Origin of the sequence: Streptomyces sp. NPDC048278 (assembly GCF_040652195.1) — a bacterium.
GTDB lineage: Bacteria > Actinomycetota > Actinomycetes > Streptomycetales > Streptomycetaceae > Streptomyces.
In genome coordinates, this window is the sequence record NZ_JBEZLP010000036.1 from 26,408 (window position 1) to 50,406 (window position 23,999).

24 protein-coding genes are annotated in these 23,999 nt (G+C 69.9%); 11 read left to right on the top strand and 13 right to left on the bottom strand.

Annotated features, from left to right (window positions below; all coding sequences use genetic code 11):
* Window positions 1-115: 115 nt before the first annotated feature.
* From fabF to fasR, 5 genes are all read right to left on the bottom strand, one after another.
* Window positions 116-1,378 (bottom strand): beta-ketoacyl-ACP synthase II, encoded by a 1,263-nt coding sequence (gene fabF / locus AB0D74_RS40700; protein WP_362598728.1) that lies wholly within the window; start codon window positions 1,376-1,378, stop codon window positions 116-118.
* Between the two features lie 85 nt (window positions 1,379-1,463).
* Complete coding sequence (locus AB0D74_RS40705) at window positions 1,464-1,712, bottom strand: acyl carrier protein (protein WP_046425089.1); 249 nt, start codon at window positions 1,710-1,712, stop codon at window positions 1,464-1,466.
* A 100-nt stretch (window positions 1,713-1,812) separates the two neighbouring features.
* Window positions 1,813-2,844 (bottom strand): ketoacyl-ACP synthase III, encoded by a 1,032-nt coding sequence (locus tag AB0D74_RS40710; RefSeq protein WP_362598732.1) that lies wholly within the window; start codon window positions 2,842-2,844, stop codon window positions 1,813-1,815.
* A gap of 17 nt (window positions 2,845-2,861) precedes the next feature.
* Window positions 2,862-3,806 carry an ACP S-malonyltransferase gene (locus AB0D74_RS40715; protein ID WP_362598735.1) on the bottom strand — a complete coding sequence of 315 codons (945 nt, stop codon included), beginning with the start codon at window positions 3,804-3,806 and terminating at the stop codon, window positions 2,862-2,864.
* 89 nt (window positions 3,807-3,895) lie between these two features.
* Window positions 3,896-5,101, bottom strand: a complete 1,206-nt coding sequence (fasR, locus tag AB0D74_RS40720; RefSeq protein ID WP_362598738.1) for a fatty acid biosynthesis transcriptional regulator FasR — start codon at window positions 5,099-5,101, stop codon at window positions 3,896-3,898.
* A gap of 73 nt (window positions 5,102-5,174) precedes the next feature.
* On the opposite strand from fasR, the gene AB0D74_RS40725 reads away from it, so the two are divergent.
* A complete protein-coding gene (locus AB0D74_RS40725) occupies window positions 5,175-5,828 on the top strand; it encodes a pirin family protein (protein ID WP_362598919.1) in 654 nt (217 codons plus the stop codon).
* Window positions 5,829-5,929: 101 nt separating this feature from the next.
* On the opposite strand, the gene AB0D74_RS40730 is transcribed toward AB0D74_RS40725, so the two are convergent.
* The gene (locus AB0D74_RS40730) at window positions 5,930-6,754 is read right to left on the bottom strand and encodes a serine hydrolase domain-containing protein (protein ID WP_362598741.1); all 825 of its coding nucleotides are present in this window, start codon (window positions 6,752-6,754) and stop codon (window positions 5,930-5,932) included.
* Window positions 6,755-6,773: 19 nt separating this feature from the next.
* Window positions 6,774-7,244, bottom strand: coding sequence for an N-acetyltransferase (locus AB0D74_RS40735; RefSeq protein WP_362598744.1), 471 nt, complete (start codon window positions 7,242-7,244; stop codon window positions 6,774-6,776).
* A 97-nt stretch (window positions 7,245-7,341) separates the two neighbouring features.
* On the opposite strand from AB0D74_RS40735, the gene AB0D74_RS40740 reads away from it, so the two are divergent.
* Complete coding sequence (locus AB0D74_RS40740; protein ID WP_362598747.1) at window positions 7,342-7,809, top strand: MerR family transcriptional regulator; 468 nt, start codon at window positions 7,342-7,344, stop codon at window positions 7,807-7,809.
* Window positions 7,810-7,922: 113 nt separating this feature from the next.
* Here the strand turns inward: AB0D74_RS40740 and AB0D74_RS40745 are convergent, their stop codons facing one another.
* The 3 genes from AB0D74_RS40745 to AB0D74_RS40755 form a co-directional block, all read right to left on the bottom strand.
* Window positions 7,923-8,774: a DUF4429 domain-containing protein gene (locus tag AB0D74_RS40745; protein ID WP_362598750.1), complete on the bottom strand. Its 852-nt coding sequence runs from the start codon at window positions 8,772-8,774 to the stop codon at window positions 7,923-7,925.
* A 67-nt stretch (window positions 8,775-8,841) separates the two neighbouring features.
* Window positions 8,842-10,059, bottom strand: coding sequence for an alpha/beta hydrolase (locus AB0D74_RS40750; RefSeq protein WP_362598753.1), 1,218 nt, complete (start codon window positions 10,057-10,059; stop codon window positions 8,842-8,844).
* Window positions 10,060-10,162: 103 nt separating this feature from the next.
* Window positions 10,163-10,789, bottom strand: coding sequence for a TetR family transcriptional regulator (locus AB0D74_RS40755; RefSeq protein WP_362598756.1), 627 nt, complete (start codon window positions 10,787-10,789; stop codon window positions 10,163-10,165).
* Between the two features lie 66 nt (window positions 10,790-10,855).
* On the opposite strand from AB0D74_RS40755, the gene AB0D74_RS40760 reads away from it, so the two are divergent.
* Entirely contained in the window at window positions 10,856-12,475 is a 1,620-nt protein-coding gene (locus AB0D74_RS40760) for an MFS transporter (protein ID WP_362598759.1), read from the top strand.
* A 225-nt stretch (window positions 12,476-12,700) separates the two neighbouring features.
* Complete coding sequence (locus AB0D74_RS40765) at window positions 12,701-13,024, top strand: small hydrophobic protein (RefSeq protein WP_362598921.1); 324 nt, start codon at window positions 12,701-12,703, stop codon at window positions 13,022-13,024.
* A gap of 58 nt (window positions 13,025-13,082) precedes the next feature.
* Here the strand turns inward: AB0D74_RS40765 and AB0D74_RS40770 are convergent, their stop codons facing one another.
* Together AB0D74_RS40770 and aceE are read right to left on the bottom strand one after the other, a co-directional pair.
* On the bottom strand, window positions 13,083-13,910 hold the full coding sequence (locus AB0D74_RS40770; RefSeq protein ID WP_362598762.1) for a potassium channel family protein: 828 nt from the start codon (window positions 13,908-13,910) through the stop codon (window positions 13,083-13,085).
* A gap of 154 nt (window positions 13,911-14,064) precedes the next feature.
* Window positions 14,065-16,812 carry a pyruvate dehydrogenase (acetyl-transferring), homodimeric type gene (aceE, locus tag AB0D74_RS40775; protein ID WP_362598766.1) on the bottom strand — a complete coding sequence of 916 codons (2,748 nt, stop codon included), beginning with the start codon at window positions 16,810-16,812 and terminating at the stop codon, window positions 14,065-14,067.
* A 442-nt stretch (window positions 16,813-17,254) separates the two neighbouring features.
* Between aceE and AB0D74_RS40780 the strand changes: the two genes are divergently transcribed.
* The 6 genes from AB0D74_RS40780 (at window position 17,255) to AB0D74_RS40805 (ending at window position 21,817) form a co-directional block, all read left to right on the top strand.
* Window positions 17,255-17,692, top strand: coding sequence for a DUF3052 domain-containing protein (locus AB0D74_RS40780; RefSeq protein ID WP_355710888.1), 438 nt, complete (start codon window positions 17,255-17,257; stop codon window positions 17,690-17,692).
* Window positions 17,693-17,809: 117 nt separating this feature from the next.
* Window positions 17,810-18,268: a peroxiredoxin gene (locus AB0D74_RS40785; RefSeq protein WP_362598769.1), complete on the top strand. Its 459-nt coding sequence runs from the start codon at window positions 17,810-17,812 to the stop codon at window positions 18,266-18,268.
* Between the two features lie 148 nt (window positions 18,269-18,416).
* Complete coding sequence (locus AB0D74_RS40790) at window positions 18,417-18,992, top strand: TerD family protein (protein WP_362598772.1); 576 nt, start codon at window positions 18,417-18,419, stop codon at window positions 18,990-18,992.
* 118 nt (window positions 18,993-19,110) lie between these two features.
* A complete protein-coding gene (locus AB0D74_RS40795) occupies window positions 19,111-19,686 on the top strand; it encodes a TerD family protein (protein WP_293997730.1) in 576 nt (191 codons plus the stop codon).
* Window positions 19,687-19,816: 130 nt separating this feature from the next.
* On the top strand, window positions 19,817-20,962 hold the full coding sequence (locus AB0D74_RS40800) for a DUF475 domain-containing protein (protein ID WP_362598776.1): 1,146 nt from the start codon (window positions 19,817-19,819) through the stop codon (window positions 20,960-20,962).
* A gap of 120 nt (window positions 20,963-21,082) precedes the next feature.
* The gene (locus tag AB0D74_RS40805) at window positions 21,083-21,817 is read left to right on the top strand and encodes a Tellurium resistance (RefSeq protein ID WP_362598779.1); all 735 of its coding nucleotides are present in this window, start codon (window positions 21,083-21,085) and stop codon (window positions 21,815-21,817) included.
* A gap of 21 nt (window positions 21,818-21,838) precedes the next feature.
* Here the strand turns inward: AB0D74_RS40805 and AB0D74_RS40810 are convergent, their stop codons facing one another.
* On the bottom strand, window positions 21,839-22,624 hold the full coding sequence (locus tag AB0D74_RS40810; RefSeq protein ID WP_362598782.1) for a TerD family protein: 786 nt from the start codon (window positions 22,622-22,624) through the stop codon (window positions 21,839-21,841).
* A 176-nt stretch (window positions 22,625-22,800) separates the two neighbouring features.
* On the opposite strand from AB0D74_RS40810, the gene AB0D74_RS40815 reads away from it, so the two are divergent.
* Window positions 22,801-23,973, top strand: a complete 1,173-nt coding sequence (locus tag AB0D74_RS40815) for an HpcH/HpaI aldolase/citrate lyase family protein (RefSeq protein ID WP_362598785.1) — start codon at window positions 22,801-22,803, stop codon at window positions 23,971-23,973.
* Window positions 23,974-23,999 lie beyond the last annotated feature (26 nt).

Consider the following 23,999-nt stretch of genomic DNA (forward strand, 5'->3'; position numbering starts at 1 on the left):
AGGGGCGCGGGGAACTGCGCGAACAACCCCCACCGGCCGTCAGCCGACAACGAAACGCACTGTGGCCCAAACTCCGACACCGGAGCTTGGGCCACAGGCCTTAAAGCAAGGTTTTTCACACGGTCCGGAACGCAAGGACCACGTTGTGGCCGCCGAACCCGAACGAATCGTTCAGCACGGCGATCCTGCCCTCGGGCAGCTCCCTCGCCTCGCCCCGCACCACATCCGCGTTGACCTCGGGGTCGAGCTCGTCGAGGTTGATGGTCGGCGGAGCCGTCCGGTTCACCAGCGCGAGGATCGACGCGACGGTCTCGATGCCGCCCGCACCACCCAGCAGGTGACCCGTCATCGACTTGGTCGCGGAGATCGCCATGTGGTCGACGTCGTCGCCGAACACCTTCCGCAGCGCCTTGATCTCGGCCACATCACCCTGCGGCGTCGACGTCGCGTGCGCGTTGACGTGCACGATCTCGGCCGGCTTCAGATCCGTGTTGTCGAGCAGGTTCTGCAGCGCGTGCGCGATCCCGTTGCCCGACGGCTCCGGCTGCGTGATGTGGTGCGCGTCGGCCGAGATGCCCTGGCCGACCGCCTCGGCGTAGATCCGCGCCCCGCGCGCCTTCGCGTGCTCCTCGGACTCCAGGACGATCACGCCCGCGCCCTCGCCGAGGACGAAGCCGTCACGGCCGGAGTCGTAGGGACGCGACGCACCCTCGGGGTCGTCGTTGTTCTTGGACATCGCCATCATGTTGCCGAACGCGACGATGGGCAGCGGGTGGATCGCCGCCTCGGTGCCGCCGGCCACGACGACGTCCGCACGGCCGGTGCGGATCATCTCGATGGCGTACCCGATGGCCTCGGCGCCGGAGGCGCAGGCCGACACGGGCGTGTGCACGCCGGCCCGCGCGCCCAGCTCGATACCGACGTTGGCGGCCGGCGAGTTGGGCATCAGCATCGGCACGGTGTGCGGGGAGACACGGCGTACGCCCTTCTCCTTCAGCACGTCGTACTGGTCGAGGAGGGTCGTCACACCGCCGATGCCGGAGGCGATGACGGCGCCGACCCGGTCGGGGTCGGCGGCCCCGTCCTCACCGGCCCTGGCGGTGAAACCGGCGTCCTTCCAGGCCTCCTTGGCGGCGATCAGCGCGAACTGCGCCGACCGGTCCAGCTTGCGGGCCTGCGGACGAGGGATGATCTCGCCCGGTTCGACGGCGATCTGCGCCGCGATACGGACGGGCAGCTCGGCCGCCCAGTCCTGCTCCAGGAGGCGGACGCCGGACTTGCCGGCGATCAGCGCCTCCCAGAACGAAGCTGCGTCGCCACCCAGCGGTGTGGTTGCGCCGATACCGGTGACGACCACGGTGCGATTGGTCGGGCTCACGGGAATTCTTTCTCCAACGGATACGGGATTCGACGGCGCCACCGCCGGGTGGCGGGGCATTGCAGCCAGAGGCTAGTTAACTGCCTCAGGCCTGGTGCTTGAGGATGTAGTCGGTCGCGTCGCCGACGGTCTTGAGGTTCTTGACATCCTCGTCCGGGATCTTGACGTCGAAGCGCTCTTCGGCGGCGACGACGACCTCGACCATGGACAGCGAGTCGACGTCCAGGTCGTCGGTGAAGGACTTGTCCAGCTGGACGTCCTCAACCGGGATGCCGGCGATCTCGTTCACGATCTCGGCGAGACCTTCGACGATCTCTTCCTGAGTGGCGGCCATGTCAGGCGCTCCTTCTTAGATGTTCCAGACGGTTGCTGCGGTACTGCTGCGGTACTGCGGACGGCGACCCGTTCCGGATGCATGATCCGGCACGGAGTGCCTAGGGGAGGGTAACGACAGTGGCGGCGTAGACGAGACCCGCCCCGAACCCGATGACGAGTGCGGTGTCGCCGCTCTTCGCCTCGCCGGTCGCCAGGAGCCGCTCCATAGCGAGCGGGATCGAGGCGGCCGAGGTGTTGCCGGTGGTGCGGATGTCACGGGCGACCGTGACGTGCTCCGGCAGCTTGAGAGTCTTCACCATCGAGTCGATGATCCGCACATTGGCCTGGTGCGGGATGAAGACGTCCAGGTCGTCCGCGCTGATCCCGGCCGCGTCCAGCGCCTGCTGGGCGACCTTCGCCATCTCGAACACGGCCCAGCGGAACACCGCCTGGCCCTCCTGCGTGATCGCCGGGAACTTGACGTTGCCCTGGCTGTCCAGCGGAAGCCCGGCCTTGTCGCCGAAGTGGAGCCGGTCCCACGGCACGGTCTGCTTGATGGTCTCCGACTTGTCGCCCTCGGAGCCCCAGACCGTCGGGCCGATCGCCGGCTCCTGCGAGGGGCCGACCACGACCGCGCCGGCGCCGTCGCCGAACAGGAAGGCGGTGGCCCGGTCCTCCAGGTCGGTCAGATCGCTGAGCCGCTCCACGCCGATGACGAGCACGTACTCGGCGGAGCCCTCCACGATCATGCCCTTGGCGAGCGTGAGGCCGTAGCCGAAGCCCGCGCAGCCGGCCGAGATGTCGAAGGCGGCGGCCTTGGCCGTGCCCAGCTTGTCGGCGATCTCGGTGGCGACGGCCGGGGTCTGGCTGAAGTGCGAGACGGTGGAGACGACCACGGCGCCGATCTGCTCGGCGGAGATGCCCGCGTCGGCGATCGCCTTGCCGGAGGCCTCGATGGACATCGCGGCGACGGTCTCGTCCGGGCCCGCCCAGTGCCGGGTCTCGATGCCGGAGCGCGACCGGATCCATTCGTCGGACGAGTCGATCGTCTCCAGGATCACCTCGTTGGGCACCACACGGGTCGGACGGTAGCCGCCGACGCCGAGGATGCGCGCGTACGGAGCACCCTTGCTGGGCTTGATCTTCGACATCGCTGTGCGCTCCTAGTTCAGCTGTGCTCGGCGATGAGCTCGCGGGCCGCGTCGAGGTCGTCGGGGGTCTTCAGGGCCAGCGTCTTCACGCCGGGCAGGGCGCGCTTGGCCAGGCCGGTCAGGGTGCCGCCGGGGCACACCTCCAGGAGGGCGGTGACGCCGAGCTCCTTGAAGGTCTCCATGCACAGGTCCCAGCGGACCGGGTTGGCGACCTGGCCGACGAGGCGCTCCACGATCTCGGCGCCGGACGCGACGGCCTGCCCGTCCTTGTTGGAGACGAACGTGAACTTCGGGTCCAGTGGCGCGAGTTCCCTGGCTGCCTCGGCCAGCTTCTCGACCGCGGGGCCCATGTGGTGCGTGTGGAAGGCACCGGCGACCTTGAGGGCGACGACCTTGCGGACGCCCTCCGGCTTGTCCTCGTTCAGCGCGGCGAGCTGCTCCAGCGTGCCGGCCGCGACGATCTGGCCCGCGCCGTTGATGTTCGCCGGGGTCAGACCGAGCTTCTCCAGGTGCGCGACGGAGACGTCCGGGTCGCCGCCGAGCAGCGCCGACATACCGGTCTCGGTGATCGCGGCGGCCTCCGCCATCGCGAGGCCGCGCTTGCGTACGAGGGCCAGCGCGGCGGTGTCGTTCAGGACGCCCGCGAACGCGGCGGCCGTGATCTCACCGACGCTGTGCCCGGCGACCGCGCCCGGCGCGATGTCGGCGACCGCCGCGGCAGCGGCTGATGTCTGGGTACCGAGTGCCGCGCCGGAGACGAGTCCCGCGGCGACCAGCAGCGGCTGCGCGATCGCGGTGTCCCGGATCTCGTCCGCGTCGGCGTGCGTGCCGTAGTGCACCAGGTCGAGACCGATGGCGTCCGACCAGGCACGCAGACGGTCCTCGACACCGGGGAGGTCGAGCCAGGGGGTCAGGAAGCCAGGGGTCTGGGCGCCCTGGCCGGGAGCGACGAGTACGAGCACTCTCACACTCTCTCTTGGGGACGGCCACGGCCGCCCGTGGGGACAGGGACGAAGAACACGAGGGGGTTTTGTAGGCCCCCGACAAAAGCCTATGACTGGGGATCTCCATCGACCAGACGCCCCAGGATCAGCGCGATCCGCAGTGTGAAGGCGGATCGTACATCGGACGGCGACCATCCGGTGACGTCAGTCACACGTCGGAGCCGGTAGCGCACGGTGTTCGGGTGGACGAAGAGCATCCGGGCGGCACCCTCCAGGCTGCTCGCCTGCTCCAGATAGACGCTCAGTGTTTCCAGCAGCGCCGAACCGGCTTCTTCCAGCGGTCTGTAGATCTCCTCCACCAACTGCTCGCGTGCGCTCGGATCGCCCGCGATGGCGCGCTCCGGCAGGAGATCGTCCGCCAGCACCGGGCGCGGCGCGTCCTGCCAGGCGGAACAGGCCTTGAGCCCGGCGGCGGCGGCCTGCGCGGACCGGGTGGCCGCCAGCAGGTCCGGCACCACAGGACCCGCCACGACCGGCCCGGCGGCGTACGGCCCGATCAGCGACTTGGCCACGGCCAGCGGATTGTCGTTGCCGCCCGCGATGACGACGAGGCGGTCCCCGAGCACCCCGGTCAGCACCTGCAGCTTGGCGTGGCGGGAGGCCCGCCGGATCGCCTCGACGGTCAGTTCGCTGTCCCCGTCGGGCGCGGTCCCGAGCACGACGCACACGTTGTCCGGCGAGTTCCACCCGAGCGCCGCGGCCCTGCTCACCGCCCCCTCGTCGGCCTCGCCGCTCAGCACGGCGTTGACGACCAGCGACTCCAGCCGGGCGTCCCAGGCACCGCGTGCCTCGGCGGCCTGCGCGTACACCTGGGCGGTGGCGAAGGCGATCTCCCGGGCGTACACCAGCAGCGCCTCGCGCAGCACGCTCTCGTCGCCGGGCGCCGCGACCTCGTCGATCGCGCTCTCCATGACCTCGATGGTGGTCCGCACCATCTCCACGGTCTGCCGCAGCGTGATCGCGCGGGTCAGCTCCCGCGGCGCGGTCCCGAACACGTCCGTGGAGATCGCCTGCGGGGCGTCCGGGTGCCGGAACCACTCGGTGAAGGCCGCGATGCCCGCCTGGGCGACCAGCCCGATCCAGGAGCGGTTCTCCGGGGGCATGGCCCGGTACCACGACAGGGTCTCGTCCATGCGCGCGATGGCCTGGGCGGCGAGGCTGCCGGACGACTTCTCCAGCCGCTTCAGGGTCGCGGAGTGGGGGTGGACCTTCTGAGCCGAGGGGTCGGGCTTGCGGGTTACGGGTTCGGGCACGGGGACAAGACTGCCTTATCCGGACGGGAGCCTGCGCCGCCGGGTGCCGACTGCGGTCTACCGTGGTGCCGTGATGGACGTCAGGCGCGCGGCGCAGCGCTATCCGGGAGGCGACCCGGCGACCGGCATCGAGTCGTCGCACGCCTTCTCCTTCGGCCCGCACTACGACCCGGACAACCTCCGCTTCGGTGCGGTCATCGCCTGCAACGAGGAGCGGCTGCCGCCGGGCGCCGGCTTCGACGAGCATCCGCACAGCCACACCGAGATCGTGACGTGGGTGGTCGAGGGCGAGCTCACCCACCGGGACTCGGCGGGCCACGAGACGGTGGTCCGGCACGGCGACGTCCAGCGCCTCAGCTCGGCGGGGGGCGTCCGCCACGTGGAGCGCAACGACGGGCCGCTGCCCCTGACCTTCGTCCAGATGTGGCTGGCCCCGGTGCGGCCCGGCGGCGAACCCTCCTACGACATCGTCCGCGGCATCGCCGACTCCACGCCGTACGCGGTCCCGGAGGCCGCCGCGATGCTGCACGTGCGCCGCCTGGGAGCGGGGGAGCGGACGGCGGTACCGGACGGCGCGTACGTGTACGTCCACGTCGTCCGGGGCGAAGTCCGCCTGGGGGAGGCGGAGTTGGGACCGGGAGACTCCGTACGGATCACCGACGCGAAGGACTTGGAGGCGTCGGGCATCTCCGACACAGAGCTGCTCCTGTGGGAAATGGCGGGGTAGCAAAGATCGTTGCCCGGCCGCGGCCCGGCGGGGGCTGGTCGCGCAGTTCCCCGCGCCCCTTACAGGGCGCTTCACAGCTCCCCGTCCCTACCCCCCCGGCCTCAGCCGTGCAGCTCCGCCAGTACCGCCTCCGTGAACGCCGGCCACGTCTCGATCGCCCAGGGCCCGAACGCCCGGTCTGTCAGGGCGGCGCAGGCCGCGCCCGCGTCGGGGTCCACCCACAGGAACGTGCCCGCCTGCCCGAAGTGCCCGAACGTCCGCGGCGAGGACGAGGCCCCGGTCCAGTGCGGCGACTTGGAGTCGCGGATCTCGAACCCGAGCCCCCAGTCGTTCGGGTTCTGGTGCCCGTACCCCGGCAGCACCCCCTTCGTCCCCGGGTACTGCACACTCAGCGTCGCCTCCGCCACCGTCCGCGGATCCAGCAGCCGCGGCGCCTGCAGCTCGGCCGCGAACCGCAGCAGGTCCGACACCGACGACACGCCGTCCTTCGCCGGCGACCCCTCCAGCGACGTCGCCGTCATGCCCAGCGGCTCCAGCACCGCCTGCCGCGCGTACTCGGCGAACGGCATCTCCGTCGCCTTGGCGACATGCTCCCCGAGCACCTCGAACCCGGCGTTCGAGTACAGCCGCCGGTCCCCGGGCGGCGCCGTCACCCGGTGCTCGTCGAAGGCCAGCCCCGAGGTGTGCGCGAGCAGGTGCCGTACCGTCGCCCCCTCAGGGCCCGCCGGCTCGTCCAGCTCCACCGCCCCCTCCTCGTACGCGACGAGCACCGTGTACGCCGCGAGCGGCTTGGTGACGGAGGCCAGCGGGAAGCCGTGTCCGACCGGCCCGTGGGTGCCGAGGACCGTCCCGTCGGCGCGTACGACGCCCGCCGCGGCGGTGGGCACGGGCCAGTTCTCGATCGACGCGAGGCTGTTCAAGGGCATGCCCACGACCCTAAGCGGCTCAGAGCCGCAGCATCATCGTGGGGTCCGGCTTGTGGACGAAGCCGAGCGCCGCGTAGAGCGGCTCGGCCTCCGGGGACGCGGTCAGCATGACCTGCCCCGCACCCCGCTCGCGGAACCACGCCAGCAGCTCCTCCATGCACGCGCGCGCGTACCCGCGCCGCCGGGCGTCCGGGTCGGTCGCCACGCTGAAGACGTACCCGGAGCGGCCGTGCGGGCTGCCCGCCTTGCCGATCCGGTAGTCGACGGTCCCGGCGACCAGCGCCGCCAGCGTCCCCGGCCGGTCAGGGTGGTCGACGACGAACGCGGCGAAGTCCCCGTCCGGCTCGCCCAGCCGCTCCGCCAGCGCCGGCCGCGCCTCGGCGTGCCATCCTGTGGAGCTGTCCCCGCCGGGCAGCGCGTCGATCATCACCTGGCGCAGCCGCAGCACTTCCGCCGCGTCCTCGGCCGTGGCACGGCGTACGAGACTCATGCCCCGCACGCTAGTCACCGCCCGGCCCGCGCGTCGCGTGTATTTCTTACCGGGTTCCGCTTGCTTCGAGTGCACTCCAAGGTCTTAGCGTGGGCCCATGACGGTGATGCAGACCACGACCGCGGCCCCCACCGAGCAGCCCGACATCGCGCCCGCCGACATCTGTTCCGCCCCGCCCCGGCGCCATCCGCGACCCGAGGGCCAGGACCGCTACACGATCAGCGAGGTCGTCGCCTTCACCGGGCTGACCGCCCACACCCTGCGCTGGTACGAGCGGATCGGCCTGATGTCCAGCATCGACCGCTCCCACACCGGCCAGCGCCGCTACAGCAACCGCGACCTGGACTGGCTCGACTTCGTGACCAAGCTCCGCCTGACCGGCATGCCGGTGGCCGACATGGTCCGCTACGCGGAACTGGTACGCGAGGGCGAGACCACCTACCCCGAGCGCCGCGAACTCCTGGAACAGACGAGGCGAGACGTCCTGTCGAGGATCGCCGAACTCCACGACACGCTGTCGGTCCTGGACCGCAAGATCAGCTTCTACGAGACGGGCGGCAGCTGAAAAACGCCCCTCGCCATGGCGCCCCGTAAGGGGCGCGGGGCTGTGTTTGATCTGCGGCTGCCGCCGCGTGGGCGCGACCAGCCCCCACCTGCGGGCAGCCGAACTACGGCCTGTCACAACTCGGCCAACAACTCCGCCTTCTTCGCGGAGAACTCCTCATCCGTCACCAGCCCCGCCTGATGCAACTCCCCCAGATGCCGAATCCGCTCGGCGATGTCGGCCGGGTCCCGCCGCCCCGACGGCACCGGCACCACCCCGGCCCCCTTGGCCCGCAGGGCCTCCAGCACGGCCGCCGCGAACGGCAGCGACTCGTGCACCGGGCCGTACCCCAGCCCGAACACCACGGTCGCCGGATCCTGGTCCGCCGGGACCGCCCGCACCGACCCCGCGAGGTCCCGCCGCAGCAGCCGTAGATGCCCCTCGAAGACCTCCGGCGACCGCCACTCCACACCCCCGAGGTCGGCGACGGCGAAGCTCTGGTCGCCGGCCTTCCACTTCGCCGTGGACGCGCCCGTCCACGACCACCGGAAGTGCACGGCCCTGCCGTCGAAGCTCGCCTTCCCGTCGTACGCCTTGAACTGCCGGGGTCCCTCGGGCGCGGCGACCAGAAACCTTTCGGCCGGTCCGGACGCGGTGAGCAGCGGTCGCAGCTCGTCGGCGTAGTACTCGGCGAGGGTCGCCCGCTCCGCCGGGACCACCAGGCGGTACGGGTCGCTGCCGTCCTTGAGCTGTCCGGCCGCCGCCTCCAGGAGGGGGTCGGCACCGGGGCGCGGCTCGGCCTTCAGTACGACCGTGCCCCGTTTCCCGGGCGTGAGCGTCACGCCCTCCAGCGCGGCGAGCGGCACCCGGCGTTCGCCCAGGCTCTGGAACAGCTTGGGTGTTCGAATCCCTCGTTCGTAGCGGATGAGCACGGAGTCGGACTCGAACTCCCAGGCGGCATGAAATCCGGCCAGTACGTCACCCATGCGGCTCATCGTATGCGGCACGTGCTTCCCAGTCCCATCCCCGCGCATACCGCACTTCCTGCTGTCTCTACGCGCGTCCGGCCGTCGACGTGCCGGACAAACCCGCCCGGCACCCGTCATCGTCGTGGGCGCAGGTCACCGCGCCGTATGCGCCGACCCCGACGTCCGCGAGGTTGCGCAGGCTGTCCGTACCCGGCTCGAAGTACCCGGCGTGTCCCTTCGCGTCGTGCGCCGACAGCACCCGGGCGCCGAAGGAGGAGGAGACGGGGTCGGCGCCGTGGCCGAGTCCGCCGAACTCCAGATAGGGGACGTCCTGGATCCAGTCGGAGGCGTCCCGCATCGCCCACACCCGGGCCGGGGTGTCCAGGTGCGAGGCGTTCTCGACCCGCATCCCGGGGCTCGCGGCCACCGCTATGTCGGCCACCCGGTCCGGCATGGCGTGCGCGGCCACCCCGCAGACCACCGACCCGTAGCTGTGGCAGAACATCGACACCGGCGCCTCGCCGGGCAGCGCCCGCAGCAGCGCGTTGAGGCGTACGGCACCCTGCTCGGCGGCCGTGCCGGTCGCGGCGCCCACGCCGAGCCCGTCGGGCGCGGTGTAGTCGGCCCAGGCGATCACCGCCGTACGGGTCGCGGGACTCGCCGTGCGCTCCGCCCGGTACAGCGACTTGGCCATGCCGACCGGCGCGGTGTACTGGCGGTTCGTCTTCTGGAAGGTGAGCAGGTCGGTGTCGACGCCGGGGACGACGACGGAGATCCGCTCGGCCTTCGTGAGGTCGCCGAACACCTCCGCGACCCGGCCGCTGCCGTCCGGGTCGAAGGCGAGGATCTGCCGGCCCTTCGCCATCAGCGCCTCGTAGCGGTGCATACGACGGCCGGCGTCCTGTTGCCCGGCCGCGCTGAGCCGTGGGTCGTGCATGCGTTTCTTCTCGACGGCGCGCTGCTGGTCGAGGGCGATGTCGTTGGCGCGGTAGCGCAGTTCGGCCGGGGCGCCGTTCATGTTGCCCACGGCGAGCGGGTAACGGTGCGCGAGCCGGTCGCGCTCCTGCGCGGTGAGCGACGCGAAGAACCGGGTGAGCAGCGCGGGCGACGCCTCCGGGTCCGGCAGCCGCAGGCCGTGGACGCTGCCGTGCTCCCACTTGGCGAGGGAGGTCTGCAGGGCGGTGGTCTCGCGGTGTGCGCGCAGGGCGGTCCAGCCGGTGGTCGCGAGCATCACGAACACGACGGCCAGGGCAAGGAGCGCGCGCCAGACGTTGAGGGGCGGGGAGGTGTCGAAGGAAGTCACTGGGAGGACACACTAGGAGAACGAAGGGGTCTCGCGGTAACTGAGTGACAGTTATCACGTTTCGGCAAACGTGAGGCTTGTCTCGGGCCCGTGTGATGGGGAGTCAGCCCTCGCGCCAGTGCCCGGTGAGCGCCGGTCCCACCTGATCGAGGTACGACGCGGTGAGTTCGCGGATCGCCGCGGCGCTGAAGTCGTCGCCGACCGACCAGTGCCGCTCGGTGACCCGGATGACCGCGCCGAACACGGCGACCACGAGCCGGGGCCGGGGGTCGGTGTCCGGGTCGACGCCCTCCCGCTCGGCGACGATCCGCGCGATCTCCTCCTCCGTCTCCGCCTGCCGCCGCAGGCGGGCGGCGAACAGGGCCGGGGTCGCCTCGATCATCTTGTACGTGCGCAGGAACAGCTCGACCGGCACGTACCGCTCGATGGCCTCCTCGATGGTGTCCCAGCTGTCCATGACCGACCGGCGCAGCGCCTCCAGCGGGGGTTCCCCGGGCGGGCGGCGGCGCACGGCCTCGACGTAGTGCTCCTCGGTGAGCCGCGGCACGAAGAAGGCGACGTCCTCCTTGCTGGCGAAGTAGCGGAAGAAGGTGCGCTGCGAGACGTCGACGGCCGCGACGATCTCGTCGACGGTGGTGTGCTCGTACCCCTGGGTCACGAACAGTTCGAGCGCGGTCCGCAGGAGCGTGTCCCGGGTCCGCTGTTTCTTGCGTTCGCGCAGCGTTTCCATGTCTGACAGTTACTGACTACTGAAATTGTTTGTCAACTGTCAGTGGCTGTCATTAGCCTCGAACGCATGACTAGTCAGACCACGATCGACACGACGGGGTCGGGGGACAAGGCACCGGCGGCCCTGCCGGACCGGCCGCCGGCCTCCGGCCTGCGCGGCCACCCCTGGTTCACCCTGATAACCGTCGCCGTCGGGGTCATGATGGTCGCCCTCGACGGCACCATCGTGGCCATCGCCAACCCCGCGATCCAGAAGGACCTCGGCGCCAGCTTCGCCCAGGTCCAGTGGATCACCAACGGCTACTTCCTCGCCCTCGCGGTCTCCCTGATCACCGCGGGCAAGCTCGGCGACCGCTTCGGCCACCGGCAGACGTTCCTGATCGGCGTCGTCGGCTTCGCCGCGGCCTCCGGGGCCATCGGCCTCTCGGACAGCATCGGCCTGGTCGTCACCTTCCGCGTCTTCCAGGGCCTGTTCGGCGCGCTGCTGATGCCGGCCGCGCTCGGCCTGCTGCGGGCCACTTTCCCGGCCGAGAAGCTCAACATGGCGATCGGCATCTGGGGCATGGTCATCGGCGCCTCCACCGCGGGCGGCCCGATCCTCGGCGGTGTGCTGGTCCAGCACGTCAGCTGGCAGTCGGTGTTCTTCATCAACGTGCCGGTCGGCGCGATCGCCCTGGTCCTCGGCGTGGTGATGCTGCTCGACCACCGCGCGGAGAACGCGCCGCGCTCCTTCGACCTGCTCGGCATCGGCCTGCTCTCCGGCGCCATGTTCTGCCTGGTCTGGGCGCTCATCAAGGCGCCGAGCTGGGGCTGGGGCGACGGCAAGACGTGGACGTTCATCGCCGCGTCGGTGCTGGGCTTCGCCCTCTTCTCCTTCTGGGAGACCAGGGTCGGGGAACCGCTCATCCCGCTCGGCCTGTTCCGCTCCGTCCCGCTCTCGGCGGGCGTGGTCCTGATGGTCCTGATGGCCATCGCCTTCATGGGCGGCCTGTTCTTCGTGACGTTCTACCTCCAGAACGTGCACGGCATGGACCCGGTCGACGCCGGCCTCCACCTCCTCCCGCTCACCGGCATGATGATCGTCGGCTCGCCGCTGGCCGGTGCCGCGATCACCAAGCTCGGCCCGCGGATCCCGCTGGCGGGCGGCATGGCGGCCACCGCGATCGCCATGTACGGCATGTCCACGCTGAAGGCGGACACCGGCAGCGCGCTGATGTCCCTCTGGTTCGCCCTGCTCGGTCTCGGGCTCGCGCCGGTCATGGTCGGCGCCACCGAGGTCATCGTCGGCAACGCCCCGATGGAGCTCTCCGGCGTGGCCGGCGGTCTCCAGCAGGCCGCCATGCAGATCGGCGGCAGCCTCGGTACGGCCGTGCTCGGCGCCGTGATGGCCTCCAAGGTCGACAACGACCTGCCGGGCAACTGGGCCGACGCGGGGCTGCCGAAGCTGACCGACGCGCAGCTGGCGCAGGCCTCCGAGGCCGTGCAGGTCGGGGTCGCGCCGGTCGCCAAGGGGACGCCGGCGGAGATCGCCGCGAAGATCTCCGACGTCGCCCACGACACGTTCATCTCCGGCATGAGCCTCGCCTCGCTCGTCGCGGCGGGGGTGGCGGCGGTCGCGATCCTGGTCGCGCTGTTCACCAAGCGCGGCGAGAACGCGGACGGCGGCGCGGGCATGGGGCACATCTGACGCCGATCCAGGCGTAGTTCACCTATCAGGGTGACTCCGCTAAAGATTCCTCGCGCTCGGCACGCGCCGCAGGTCACAGTGGGTCAAGTCCTCCGCAGGGCATGGGGGGACAGCCGGGCCGCGGCGCGCTGCCGGAGGGGGGCAGCGCGCGGGCAGGTCTGCGGACGCGGAACAGGGGTACCCGATCGTCAACCCGAACAGGTCACGCAGACCGAGGAGTTGATGATGGCGAGCTTCGGGCAACGAACCCGCGGGTACCCCCGTTCACGTGGCCGCACAGGTCCGCGATGGGGGTCCCCCCGCTCGAGCGCAGCCGAGAGTGGGGGAGGGCTGGACCGCGACACGCTGGGCATCGTCGGCACGATCTGCGCCGTCGCCGGCTTCTTCGCGCTGGGGATCGTGCTGGGGCCTGCGGCGCTGGTGTGCGGCTGGTTGTCGATGGGCCGGGTATGGAACCCGAAGAGTTCGATACCGGCGCTGGTGGCGGTGGTGCTGGGGGCGATCGACACGGTGCTGGCGCTGCTGTGGCTGGGTGGCGTGTCGCTCTAACGCGCGGGCCGGTGGCGGGTTGCCCGCGCAGTTCCCCGCGCCCCTTACGGGGCACGACTCAACTGCGGGCAGTCGTGCCGCTGGGGCGGCACGGGTGGGCGCAGCGGCACCCGGCCAGCGCCGGTGAGCGTCCCCCGCCCCCGGCCCCCACGCCGGCCCCCACGACCTCGCGCAAAGCGGCGACCTCGGCCCGGAGCGCCCGTACTTCCTCGGTCAGCATCCCGATCGCCTCCGTCTGCCGCCGTTCCTCCACGTCGTCCTTCTCGAACCGTGCGATGAACCACGTCGCGATGTTCGCCGTCACCACACCCAGCAGGGCGATCCCGGAGAGCATCAGGCCCACCGCGATCATCCGGCCCAGCCCGGTCGTCGGCGCGTGGTCCCCGTAGCCCACCGTCGTCATCGTCGTGAACGACCACCACAGGGCGTCACCCAGCGTCCGGATGTTCCCGTTCGGCGAGTCGCGTTCCACCGACAGGACGGCCAGCGAGCCGAACATGAGCAGGCCGATGACCGCGCCGACGACATACGTCGTCAGCCGGATCTGCGAGGCCATCCGCGCCCGCCGCCCCACCAGCATCAGCGTCGCGACGAGCCGCAGCAGCCGCAGCGGCTGGAGCAGCGGCAGCACCACCGCGCAGAGGTCTATCCAGTGCGTCCGCACGAACTCCTTGCGCCGCGGTGCGAGTCCCAGCCGTATCAGGTAGTCCACGGCGAAGGAGCCCCACACCACCCACTCCGCCACCGTGCACGCGGCGGTGAGGACGTGTCCCGCGGAATCGTCCACGATCGGCAGCGCGTAGGCGACGGCGAAGGCCACCGCGAGCGCCAGCAAGGGCCGTTGGGTGACCTGCTCCCAACGGGCCTGCGCGGGCTGTTCCTTCATGTGCGCATCGTAGGCAACATCGGCGCCCCGAAGAGCGCCCCCACGGGGCGCCTGGGGGTCCCCCCGGCCGAAGGCTGGGGGAGGAACTGCGCGACCGGCCCTCACCGGACCCGCAGCTCCCCACCGCCTTCAACGGCCGGAGCCGAGCGCAGCGCTACGCGTCGCCGCCCGCCGCCCCCGGGTGCGCCGCCCTGACGTCCAGCAGCTGGTACCGGTCGATGGCCTGCTTCAGCACCGAGCGGTCGAGCTTGCCCTCACGGGCCAGCTCGGTCAGCACCGCGACCACGATCGACTGCGCGTCGATGTGGAAGAACCGGCGCGCCGCGCCCCGCGTGTCGGCGAAGCCGAAGCCGTCGGCGCCCAGCGACTGGTACGTGCCCGGCACCCACCGCGCGATCTGGTCCGGCACCGACCGCATCCAGTCGGACACGGCCACGAACGGACCCTCGGCGGCGCTCAGCTTCTGCGTCACCCACGGCACCCGCTGCTCCTCCTCCGGATGCAGCAGGTTGTGCTCCTCGCAGGCCACGGCCTCGCGCCGCAGCTCGTTCCAGGAGGTCGCCGACCAGACGTCGGCCTTGACGTTCCACTCCTCGGCGAGGATCCGCTGGGCCTCGATCGCCCACGGGACCGCCACGCCGGACGCCATGATCTGCGCCGGGATGGTGCCCGCGCTGCCCGCGCTGATCCGGTGGACGCCCTTGAGGATGCCCTCGACGTCCACGTCGGCCGGCTCGGCCGGGTGCTGGATCGGCTCGTTGTAGACGGTCAGGTAGTAGAAGACGTCCTCACCGTGCGGGTGCTCGGCGTCGCCGCCGTACATCCGGCGCAGGCCGTCCTGGACGATGTGCGCGATCTCGTACGAGTACGCCGGGTCGTAGGCCACGCATCCCGGGTTCGTCGAGGCGAGCAGCTGGGAGTGGCCGTCGGCGTGCTGGAGGCCCTCGCCGGTCAGGGTCGTACGCCCGGCGGTCGCGCCCAGGACGAAACCGCGCGCCAGCTGGTCGGCCATCTGCCAGAACTGGTCGCCGGTGCGCTGGAAACCGAACATCGAGTAGAAGACGTAGACCGGGATGAGCGGCTCGCCGTGCGTCGCGTAGGCCGAGCCCGCCGCGATCAGGGAGGCCGTGCAGCCGGCCTCGGAGATGCCGTCGTGCAGCATCTGGCCGGTCGGCGACTCCTTGTAGGCGAGCAGCAGGTCGCGGTCGACCGCCTCGTACTGCTGGCCGAGCGGGTTGTAGATCTTCGCACTCGGGAAGAACGAGTCCATGCCGAAGGTGCGGTACTCGTCCGGCGCGATCAGGACGAAGCGGCGACCGATCTCCTTGTCCCGCATGAGGTCCTTCAGGAGACGGACAAAGGCCATCGTGGTCGCGATCGACTGCTGGCCCGTGCCCTTCTTCACGGTCGCGTACGTCTTGTCGTCCGGCAGCGCGAGCGGCTCGGAGCGTACGACGCGGGTCGGGACGTAGCCGCCCAGGCCCTTGCGCCGGTCGTGCATGTACTGGATCTCCTCCGAGTTCCGGCCCGGGTGGTAGTACGGCGGCAGGCCGGACTCCAGCTCCCGGTCGGAGATCGGCAGGTGCAGGCGGTCGCGGAAGCCCTTGAGGTCGGCGACCGTCAGCTTCTTCATCTGGTGCGTGGCGTTGCGGCCCTCGAAGTTCGGGCCCAGCGTCCAGCCCTTGATCGTCTTGGCCAGGATGACCGTCGGCTGGCCCCGGTGCTCGGTGGCCGCCTTGAACGCCGCGTAGATCTTGCGGTGGTCGTGGCCGCCGCGGCCCAGGTGCAGGATCTGGTCGTCGGTCATGTTCGCGACCATCGCGCGCAGCCGCTGGTCGTCGCCGAAGAAGTGGTCGCGGATGTACGCGCCGGACTCGGTGGCGTAGGTCTGGAACTGGCCGTCCGGGGTCGTGTTCATCTTGTTGACGAGCACGCCGTCGCGGTCCTGGGCGAGCAGCGGGTCCCAGGTGCGGTCCCAGACCAGCTTGATCACGTTCCAGCCGGCGCCCCGGAAGACCGACTCCAGCTCCTGGATGATCTTCCCGTTGCCGCGCACCGGGCCGTCGAGGCGCTGGAGGTTGCAGTTGACGACGAAGGTCAGGTTGTCCAAGCCCTCGCGGGCGGCGATGGACAGCTGGCCGAGCGACTCCGGCTCGTCCATCTCGCCGTCGCCGAGGAACGCCCAGACGTGCGACTTGGAGGTGTCGGCGATCCCGCGCGCGTGCATGTAGCGGTTCATCCGCGCCTGGTAGATCGCGCCGATCGGGCCGAGGCCCATCGAGACGGTCGGGAACTCCCAGAAGCCCGGCATCGAGCGCGGGTGCGGGTAGCTGGAGAGGCCGTCCGGGTACTTCGACTTCTCCTGGCGGAAGCCGTCCAGCTGGGTCTCGCTGAGCCGGTCGAGCAGGAACGCGCGCGCGTAGATGCCGGGGGAGGCGTGCCCCTGGAAGAAGACCTGGTCGCCGCCGAGGCCGTCGTCCTTGCCGCGGAAGAAGTGGTTGAAGCCGACGTCGTAGAGGGACGCGGAGGAGGCGAAGGTGGCGATGTGGCCGCCGACGCCGATGCCGGGGCGCTGGGCGCGGGAGACCATCACCGCGGCGTTCCAGCGGGTCGCGTTCAGGACCTTGCGCTCGATCTCCTCGTTGCCCGGGAAGAACGGCTCCGCGCGCGTGGGGATCGTGTTGACGTAGTCCGTGCTGCGCATCTCGGGCACCGCGACGCGCCGCTCGCGGGCGCGCTCGATCAGGCGGAGCATCAGATAGCGGGCCCGCTCCCGGCCGCGCTCGTCCACGGCGGCGTCGAGCGAGTCGAGCCACTCCTGGGTTTCCTCGGGATCGAAGTCAGGAACCTGACTCGGAAGGCCGCCAATGATGATCGGGTTGCGATCGGATCCGGAAGCCACGCTGTTCCTTACCTGTCAGAGGGGCACTGATTCGCTGTTTTGGCTGTTTCGCCTGTTTTCCCGGTTTTTCCCTGCGTTTTGCCTGCGCCGCTGTCCATCGTCCACCTCGGCGCAGCGCTCGTCATCTCTACCGCGAGGTAACTCGGGACCGGCCAAAACGCAACGATACGCCCGGGGTGTGACGCGCTTGGCATACTCGTTCGACCGTCGTATGTGAGGATGATTCCGAAAGGTACATAGCGGGCAAAAGGGAGTGGTGTGTGTCACGCCCGTCCGCGATACGGTGCCGGGAGTTGCGGCGACACGGCCGGGATCGTCACCGTTTCGGCGGTCCGAACGGCCGGGTACTTGCGCGATCCGTCCCGCCCGTGTGGACTACGGCCAATGCTTCGCGCACGCGCGTGGCTGAGTTCATCACCAAGACATGATCAGGAGGCAACCCGTGAGCGCGACCGCGGACCACGCGGAGGAGCGGACCACCCCTGCCGTCAGGCTGGGGTTCCAGCCAGACCAGGTGGTCCAGGAGATCGGCTTCGACGACGACGTCGACCAGGAGCTCCGCGAGTCCATCGAAGAGACCATCGGCAGCGAGCTGATGGACGAGGACTACGACGACGTGGCCGACGCCGTGGTGCTCTGGTTCCGTGAGGATGACGGCGACCTGACGGACGCGCTGGTCGACGCCCTCGGCTACCTCGAAGAGGGTGGCTCGATCCTGCTGCTGACGCCGAAGACCGGCCGCGACGGCTACGTCGAGCCGAGCGACATCGGTGAGGCGGTCACGACCGCCGGCCTCTCGCAGACCAAGAGCGTCAGCGTGGGCAAGGACTGGAACGGCAGCCGGCTGAACACGCCGAAGGGTGCCGCCAAGAAGCGCTGACCCGCACCGGTGGACGGACCGGGCGCCGGTCCGTCCACCGGCCTGCCGTGATCGCCGCGCAGGAGCCGCCGCATAGGGTGTCCCCACCCGAACAGCCCCTGACGAAGGGATGCAGCGATGGCGATCCAGGTCGGCGACAAGGCGCCCGACTTCGAGCTCAAGGACAACCACGGCCGGGCCGTGAAGCTGTCCGACTTCCGCGGCGAGAAGAACGTGGTGGTGCTCTTCTACCCGTTCGCCTTCACCGGTGTGTGCACCGGCGAGCTGTGCGAGCTGCGCGACAACCTGCCGAAGTTCGAGGACCGCGACACCCAGCTGCTCGCGGTCTCCAACGACTCCATCCACACCCTGCGCGTCTTCGCCGAGCAGGAGGGCCTGGAGTACCCGCTGCTCAGCGACTTCTGGCCGCACGGCGAGACCTCCCGCGCCTACGGCGTCTTCGACGAGGCCAAGGGCTGCGCCGTGCGCGGCACCTTCGTCATCGACAAGGAGGGCGTCGTGCGCTGGACCGTGGTCAACGGCCTGCCGGACGCCCGTGACCTGAACGAGTACGTGACGGCGCTCGACACGCTGTGACCCCTAGGGGTCCGCATGGCCGACACCCCGTGATTCTTCGGGGTCCTGGGCCTGCGTGCGGCGGGAACCCGTCACTAGGATCGAGTCGTTGATCCGGTATCCGAAGCACGACGGGGCTCCCCGCCCCTTGACACACATGGGAGGACTCGTGGGAGTCAGCCTCAGCAAGGGCGGCAACGTTTCGCTGACGAAGGAGGCCCCCGGCATGACCGCGGTCCTCGTCGGTCTGGGCTGGGACGTGAGGACCACCACCGGCACCGACTTCGACCTCGACGCCAGTGCGCTGCTGCTGAACACGGCGGGCAAGGTCGCCAGCGACCAGAACTTCGTCTTCTTCAACAACCTCAAGAGCCCCGACGGCTCCGTGGAGCACACCGGTGACAACCTCACCGGTGAGGGCGAGGGCGACGACGAGGTGATCAAGGTCAACCTGGCCACGGTCCCCGCCGACGTCGACAAGATCGTCTTCCCGGTGTCGATCTACGACGCCGACAACCGCCAGCAGTCCTTCGGCCAGGTCCGCAACGCGTTCATCCGCGTGGTCAACCAGGCCGGCGGTGCCGAGATCGCCCGCTACGACCTGTCCGAGGACGCCTCGACCGAGACCGCGATGGTCTTCGGCGAGCTCTACCGCAACGGCGCCGAGTGGAAGTTCCGTGCCATCGGCCAGGGCTACGCCTCCGGCCTGCGCGGCATCGCCCAGGACTTCGGCGTCAACGTCTGAGCCAGGTGAGCGCCCCCGGGGCGTTCGAAAGTCCGCTCTGTCCGGCGCCGCACCGTTTACGGTCGGCGCCGGACGTGCAGGACAACCGGAGAAACACCGCTAGGGGAGGACCAGCATCATGGGCGTCACGCTCGCCAAGGGGGGCAATGTCTCCCTCTCGAAGGCCGCACCGAACCTCACCAACGTCATGATCGGACTCGGCTGGGACGCCCGCTCCACCACCGGCGCCCCCTTCGACCTGGACGCCAGCGCGCTGCTGTGCCAGGGCGGGCGGGTCCTCGGCGACGAGTGGTTCGTCTTCTACAACCAGCTCAAGAGCCCCGAGGGCTCCGTGGAGCACACCGGCGACAACCTCACCGGCGAGGGCGAGGGCGACGACGAATCGATTCTGGTCGACCTGCCCAAGGTGCCGGACACCTGCGACAAGATCGTGTTCCCGGTCTCGATCCACATGGCCGACGAGCGCGGCCAGACCTTCGGCCAGGTCTCCAACGCCTTCATCCGGGTCGTCAACCAGGCCGACGGCCAGGAGCTCGCCCGCTACGACCTGTCCGAGGACGCCTCCACCGAGACCGCCATGATCTTCGGCGAGCTCTACCGCTACCAGGGCGAGTGGAAGTTCCGCGCCGTCGGCCAGGGCTACGCCTCGGGCCTGCGCGGCATCGCGCTCGACTTCGGTGTGAACGTCTCCTAGCACGTTCTCCGTCCGGATGTAGGGACCGCCCCACCCGAAGGACACCGGAGCCCTCTACACTTCGTGGTCAACAGTAGGTAAAGCCGAGTACGGCGCGAGCGAGACCCGTACACACAAGATTGGGTAGCCAGTGCTTCTGAAAACCTTCGGCTGGTCGTTCGCGATCACCGCGCTCGGCCTGGTCGCCGCGGTCTTCTACGGGGGGTGGGAGGCCTTCGGCATCGTGGCCATCCTCGCCGTCCTCGAGATCTCCCTGTCGTTCGACAACGCGGTCGTCAACGCCGGAATCCTGAAGAAGATGAACGCCTTCTGGCAGAAGATCTTCCTCACGGTCGGCGTCCTCATCGCGGTCTTCGGCATGCGACTGGTCTTCCCGGTCGTCATCGTCGCGGTCACCGCCAAGATGGGCCCCATCGAGGCCGTCGACCTCGCGCTCAACAACAAGGACCGCTACCAGGAACTGGTCACCGACGCCCACCCGGCGATCGCCGCCTTCGGTGGCATGTTCCTGCTGATGATCTTCCTCGACTTCATCTTCGAGGACCGCGACATCCAGTGGCTGCGCTGGATCGAGCGCCCGCTCGCCAAGCTCGGCAAGGTCGACATGCTGGCGGTCTGCATCGCCCTGATCGTCCTGCTGGTCACCGCCTTCACCTTCGCCACCCACGCCCACCAGCACGGCGGCGGCCACACCGACAAGGCGCAGACGGTCCTGATCGCCGGCATCGCCGGCCTGATCACGTACATGATCGTCGGTGGTCTCTCCGGGTTCTTCGAGGACCGCCTCGAAGCCGAGGAGGAACGCGAGCACGAGGAGGAGGAAGAGGCCGAGCGCTCCGGCAAGAAGAAGTCGCCGGTCCTGCTGGCCGGCCAGGCCGCGTTCTTCATGTTCCTCTACCTGGAGGTCCTGGACGCGTCCTTCTCCTTCGACGGCGTGATCGGCGCCTTCGCCATCACCAACGACATCGTCCTCATGGCCCTCGGCCTCGGCATCGGCGCGATGTACGTCCGTTCGCTCACCGTGTACCTGGTCCGCCAGGGCACCCTGGACGACTACGTCTACCTGGAGCACGGCGCCCACTACGCGATCGGCGCGCTGGCCGTGATCCTGATGGTCACCATCCAGTACCAGATCAACGAGGTCATCACCGGTCTCGTCGGCGTCGTCCTGATCGGCTGGTCGTTCTGGTCCTCCGTACGACGCAACCAGCGGCTCGCGGAAGCCGAGGGAAAAGCGGGCTCGGACGACAAGGCTGAGGTCGCGTCCGGGGTCTGAACCGGCTCACCAGGCCGGAAACGGAGGGTGTGACACCCTCCTCCACGAGGAACGCTCTGTTCAGGGCGGCCGACCGGGTCGGCCGCCCTGAGGCGTTGACGGGAGCTACTGGGGGCGGGAATGGGTTTCTTCGACGGTCTGCTGGGCGGGAAGGCGGCCGAGTTCGACTCGGGCAGCGCCGCGTCCAACTCCATAGAGCTCACCAAACGGCACCAGCAGGTGTCCCTCACCAAGCAGGGCGCGGCCACCGGCAACCTGCGGATCAACCTGAGCTGGCGGATGCGGACGTCCGACTTCGACGGGGAGCAGCGGGAGAGCCTCTTCCGGCACCCCTTCAAGGCGCTCAGGCCGCCGGACGTGATCGGGCACGGCCAGAGCATGGTCAACGTCGACCTCGACCTCGGGGCGCTGTACGAGCTGTCCGACGGGACGAAGGGCGTCGTCCAGCCGCTGGGCGGCCTGCTCGGGGACGTGAACGCACCGCCGTACGTCAAGCTCAGCGGCGACGACCGGTTCGGTTCGGCGTCCGGCGAGACGATGTACGTCAACCTCGACCACCGTGAGGACATCAGGCGGCTGCTGGTGTTCGTGTACATCTACGACCAGACGCCGGCGTTCGACCGCACCCACGCCATCGTCACGCTCTACCCGAGCAACGGACCGCGCATCGAGATCGGCCTCGACGAACGGCATCCGCAGGCCCGCTCCTGCGCGGTGGTGATGATCGAGAACGTGAAGGGCGAGCTGGTCGTCCGGCGCGAGGTGAAGTTCGTGTACGGGTTCCAGGGGGAGCTGGACCGGTTGTACGGGTGGGGGCTGCAGTGGGGGCGGGGATACAAGACGGCGGGGCGTTAGTCGGGAAGCAGGTCGGCATCCTCAGCGCCCGATGAACTGCGGGCCCTGCGGAGGCAGCCGGAAGTCCGCGTTCGGGACCGTCGCCACCGGGATCGGGGCCGGCGGGGGGTAGCCGTAGCCCGACTGGGGCTGTTGCTGGGTGTAGGCGGGCTGCGGGTAGGCGTAGGTGGCCGGCTGCGGGTAGCCGTAGGCCGGCTGGGTGGGGACCGAGGTCGGCTGCTCGGGCGGGAGCGGCAGGGACGCCGAGGGCTCCTCCATCGGCTCGGACTCGTCCACCGAGATGCCGAAGTCCGTGGCCAGGCCCTTGAGGCCGTTGCTGTAGCCCTCGCCGAGCGCGCGGAACTTCCAGCCCTCGCCCCTGCGGTACAGCTCGCCGCAGATCATGGCGGTCTCGGCGCCGGTCTCCGGCTTGATGTCGAAGTGGGCCAGCGGTTCGGCGTCCGGCGCCGCGGCGTCGTACAGCAGGATGCGCAGGGCGGGTACGTGTTCGAACGGGACGCCGTCCGCCGACGCGACCAGGAGGATTCGGCCGACGTTGGACTCGACAGCGGGGAGATCTGTCTGGATCGTGTCGGTGAGGCCCTCGGCCACCCGTTTCTTGCCGAGCCGCCAGACCTTCCCGGAAGGATGCCGGGGCTGGTTGTAGAAGACGAAGTCCTCGTCGGAGCGCACACGTCCGTCGGGGCCGAGGAGCAGCGCCGAGGCGTCGACGTCCGGAACCCCCTGCCCGGGCGTCCAGCGCAGCACGGCCCGGACCGTGGTGGCTTCCACGGGGACGTTGGACCCCTTCAGCATCGCGTGCGTCATGCGGTCATCCTGCCCTCTCGGTCCTGGTCACGACAACGCGGGGGGCTTCGCGACCGACACAGGCGGGTTACCTGAAATTCATGCCCGGCGGGAACCCCGGACATGGCTTTGTACGTACTATTACCGGCCACCCTTTACCAATTCCACAGGCTAGGCCCACGCCACGGGGGAGTTCTATGCGTCATTTCGGGCACATCGCACCTGAGGTGCGGCAGCGCCTCTTCCACCAGGAGCCGTGCGAGTTCACCGCCGACTCCCCGGCCCGGCTGCTCTCCGCGGCCCTGGGTGCCACGCTGTACAGCCCGGCCACCCGGCCGCGGCTCGCCGACGACATCGTCAAACAGGCGGCACTCGGCGTGGTCTCGATGGTGCTGTGCCTGGAGGACTCCATCGGCGACGAGGACGTGGTGGCCGGCGAGGAGAACCTCGTCCGGCAGTTCGCCGACCTCGCCGGGCGGGCGCGGGCCGGCACGGAGCTCCCGCTGCTCTTCATCCGGGTGCGGGAGCCCGAGCAGATCTCCGACCTGGTACGACGGCTGGGCGCGGACGTGTCGCTGCTGTCGGGATTCGTGTTCCCGAAGTTCACCGAGGAGCGCGGCATCCCCTTCCTGCAGGCCCTGGACGGCGCCACGGTGAGCAGCGGTCGCCGCCTGTTCGGCATGCCGGTCCTGGAGACGCCCGAGCTGATGTACCGGGAGACGCGCGTGGACGCCCTGGAGGGCATCGCCCGCGCCGTCGACAAGTACCGCGACAAGGTGCTGGCGCTGCGCCTCGGGGTGACCGACTTCTGCTCGTCCTACGGGCTGCGCCGGGCCCCCGACATGACCGCCTACGACGTGCAGATCATCGCCTCCGTCATCGCCGACGTGGTGAACATGCTGGGCCGGGCCGACGGCACCGGCTTCACGGTGACCGGGCCGGTCTGGGAGTACTTCCGGGTCCCCGAGCGCATGTTCAAGCCGATGCTGCGGACCAGCCCCTTCCTGGAGGAGCAGGCCGTGGAACTGCGCAACCGGCTCATCGAGCACGCCATGGACGGCCTGCTGCGGGAGATCTCCCTCGACCAGGCCAACGGGCTGCTCGGAAAGACCTGCATCCACCCGTCCCACGTCATCCCCGTGCACGCGCTGTCCGTCGTCAGTCACGAGGAGTTCTCCGACGCCCAGGACATCCTGCGGCCGGAACGCGGCGGCGGGGGTGTACTTCGCTCGGCCTACACGAACAAGATGAACGAGGTGAAGCCGCACCGCGCCTGGGCCGAGCGGACCATGCTCCGCGCCGAGGTGTTCGGCGTGGCCAACGAGGACGTCGGCTTCGTGGAGCTGCTCGCCGCCGGGATACCGGCTTGACGGACGCTACGGGACGACACAGGGAA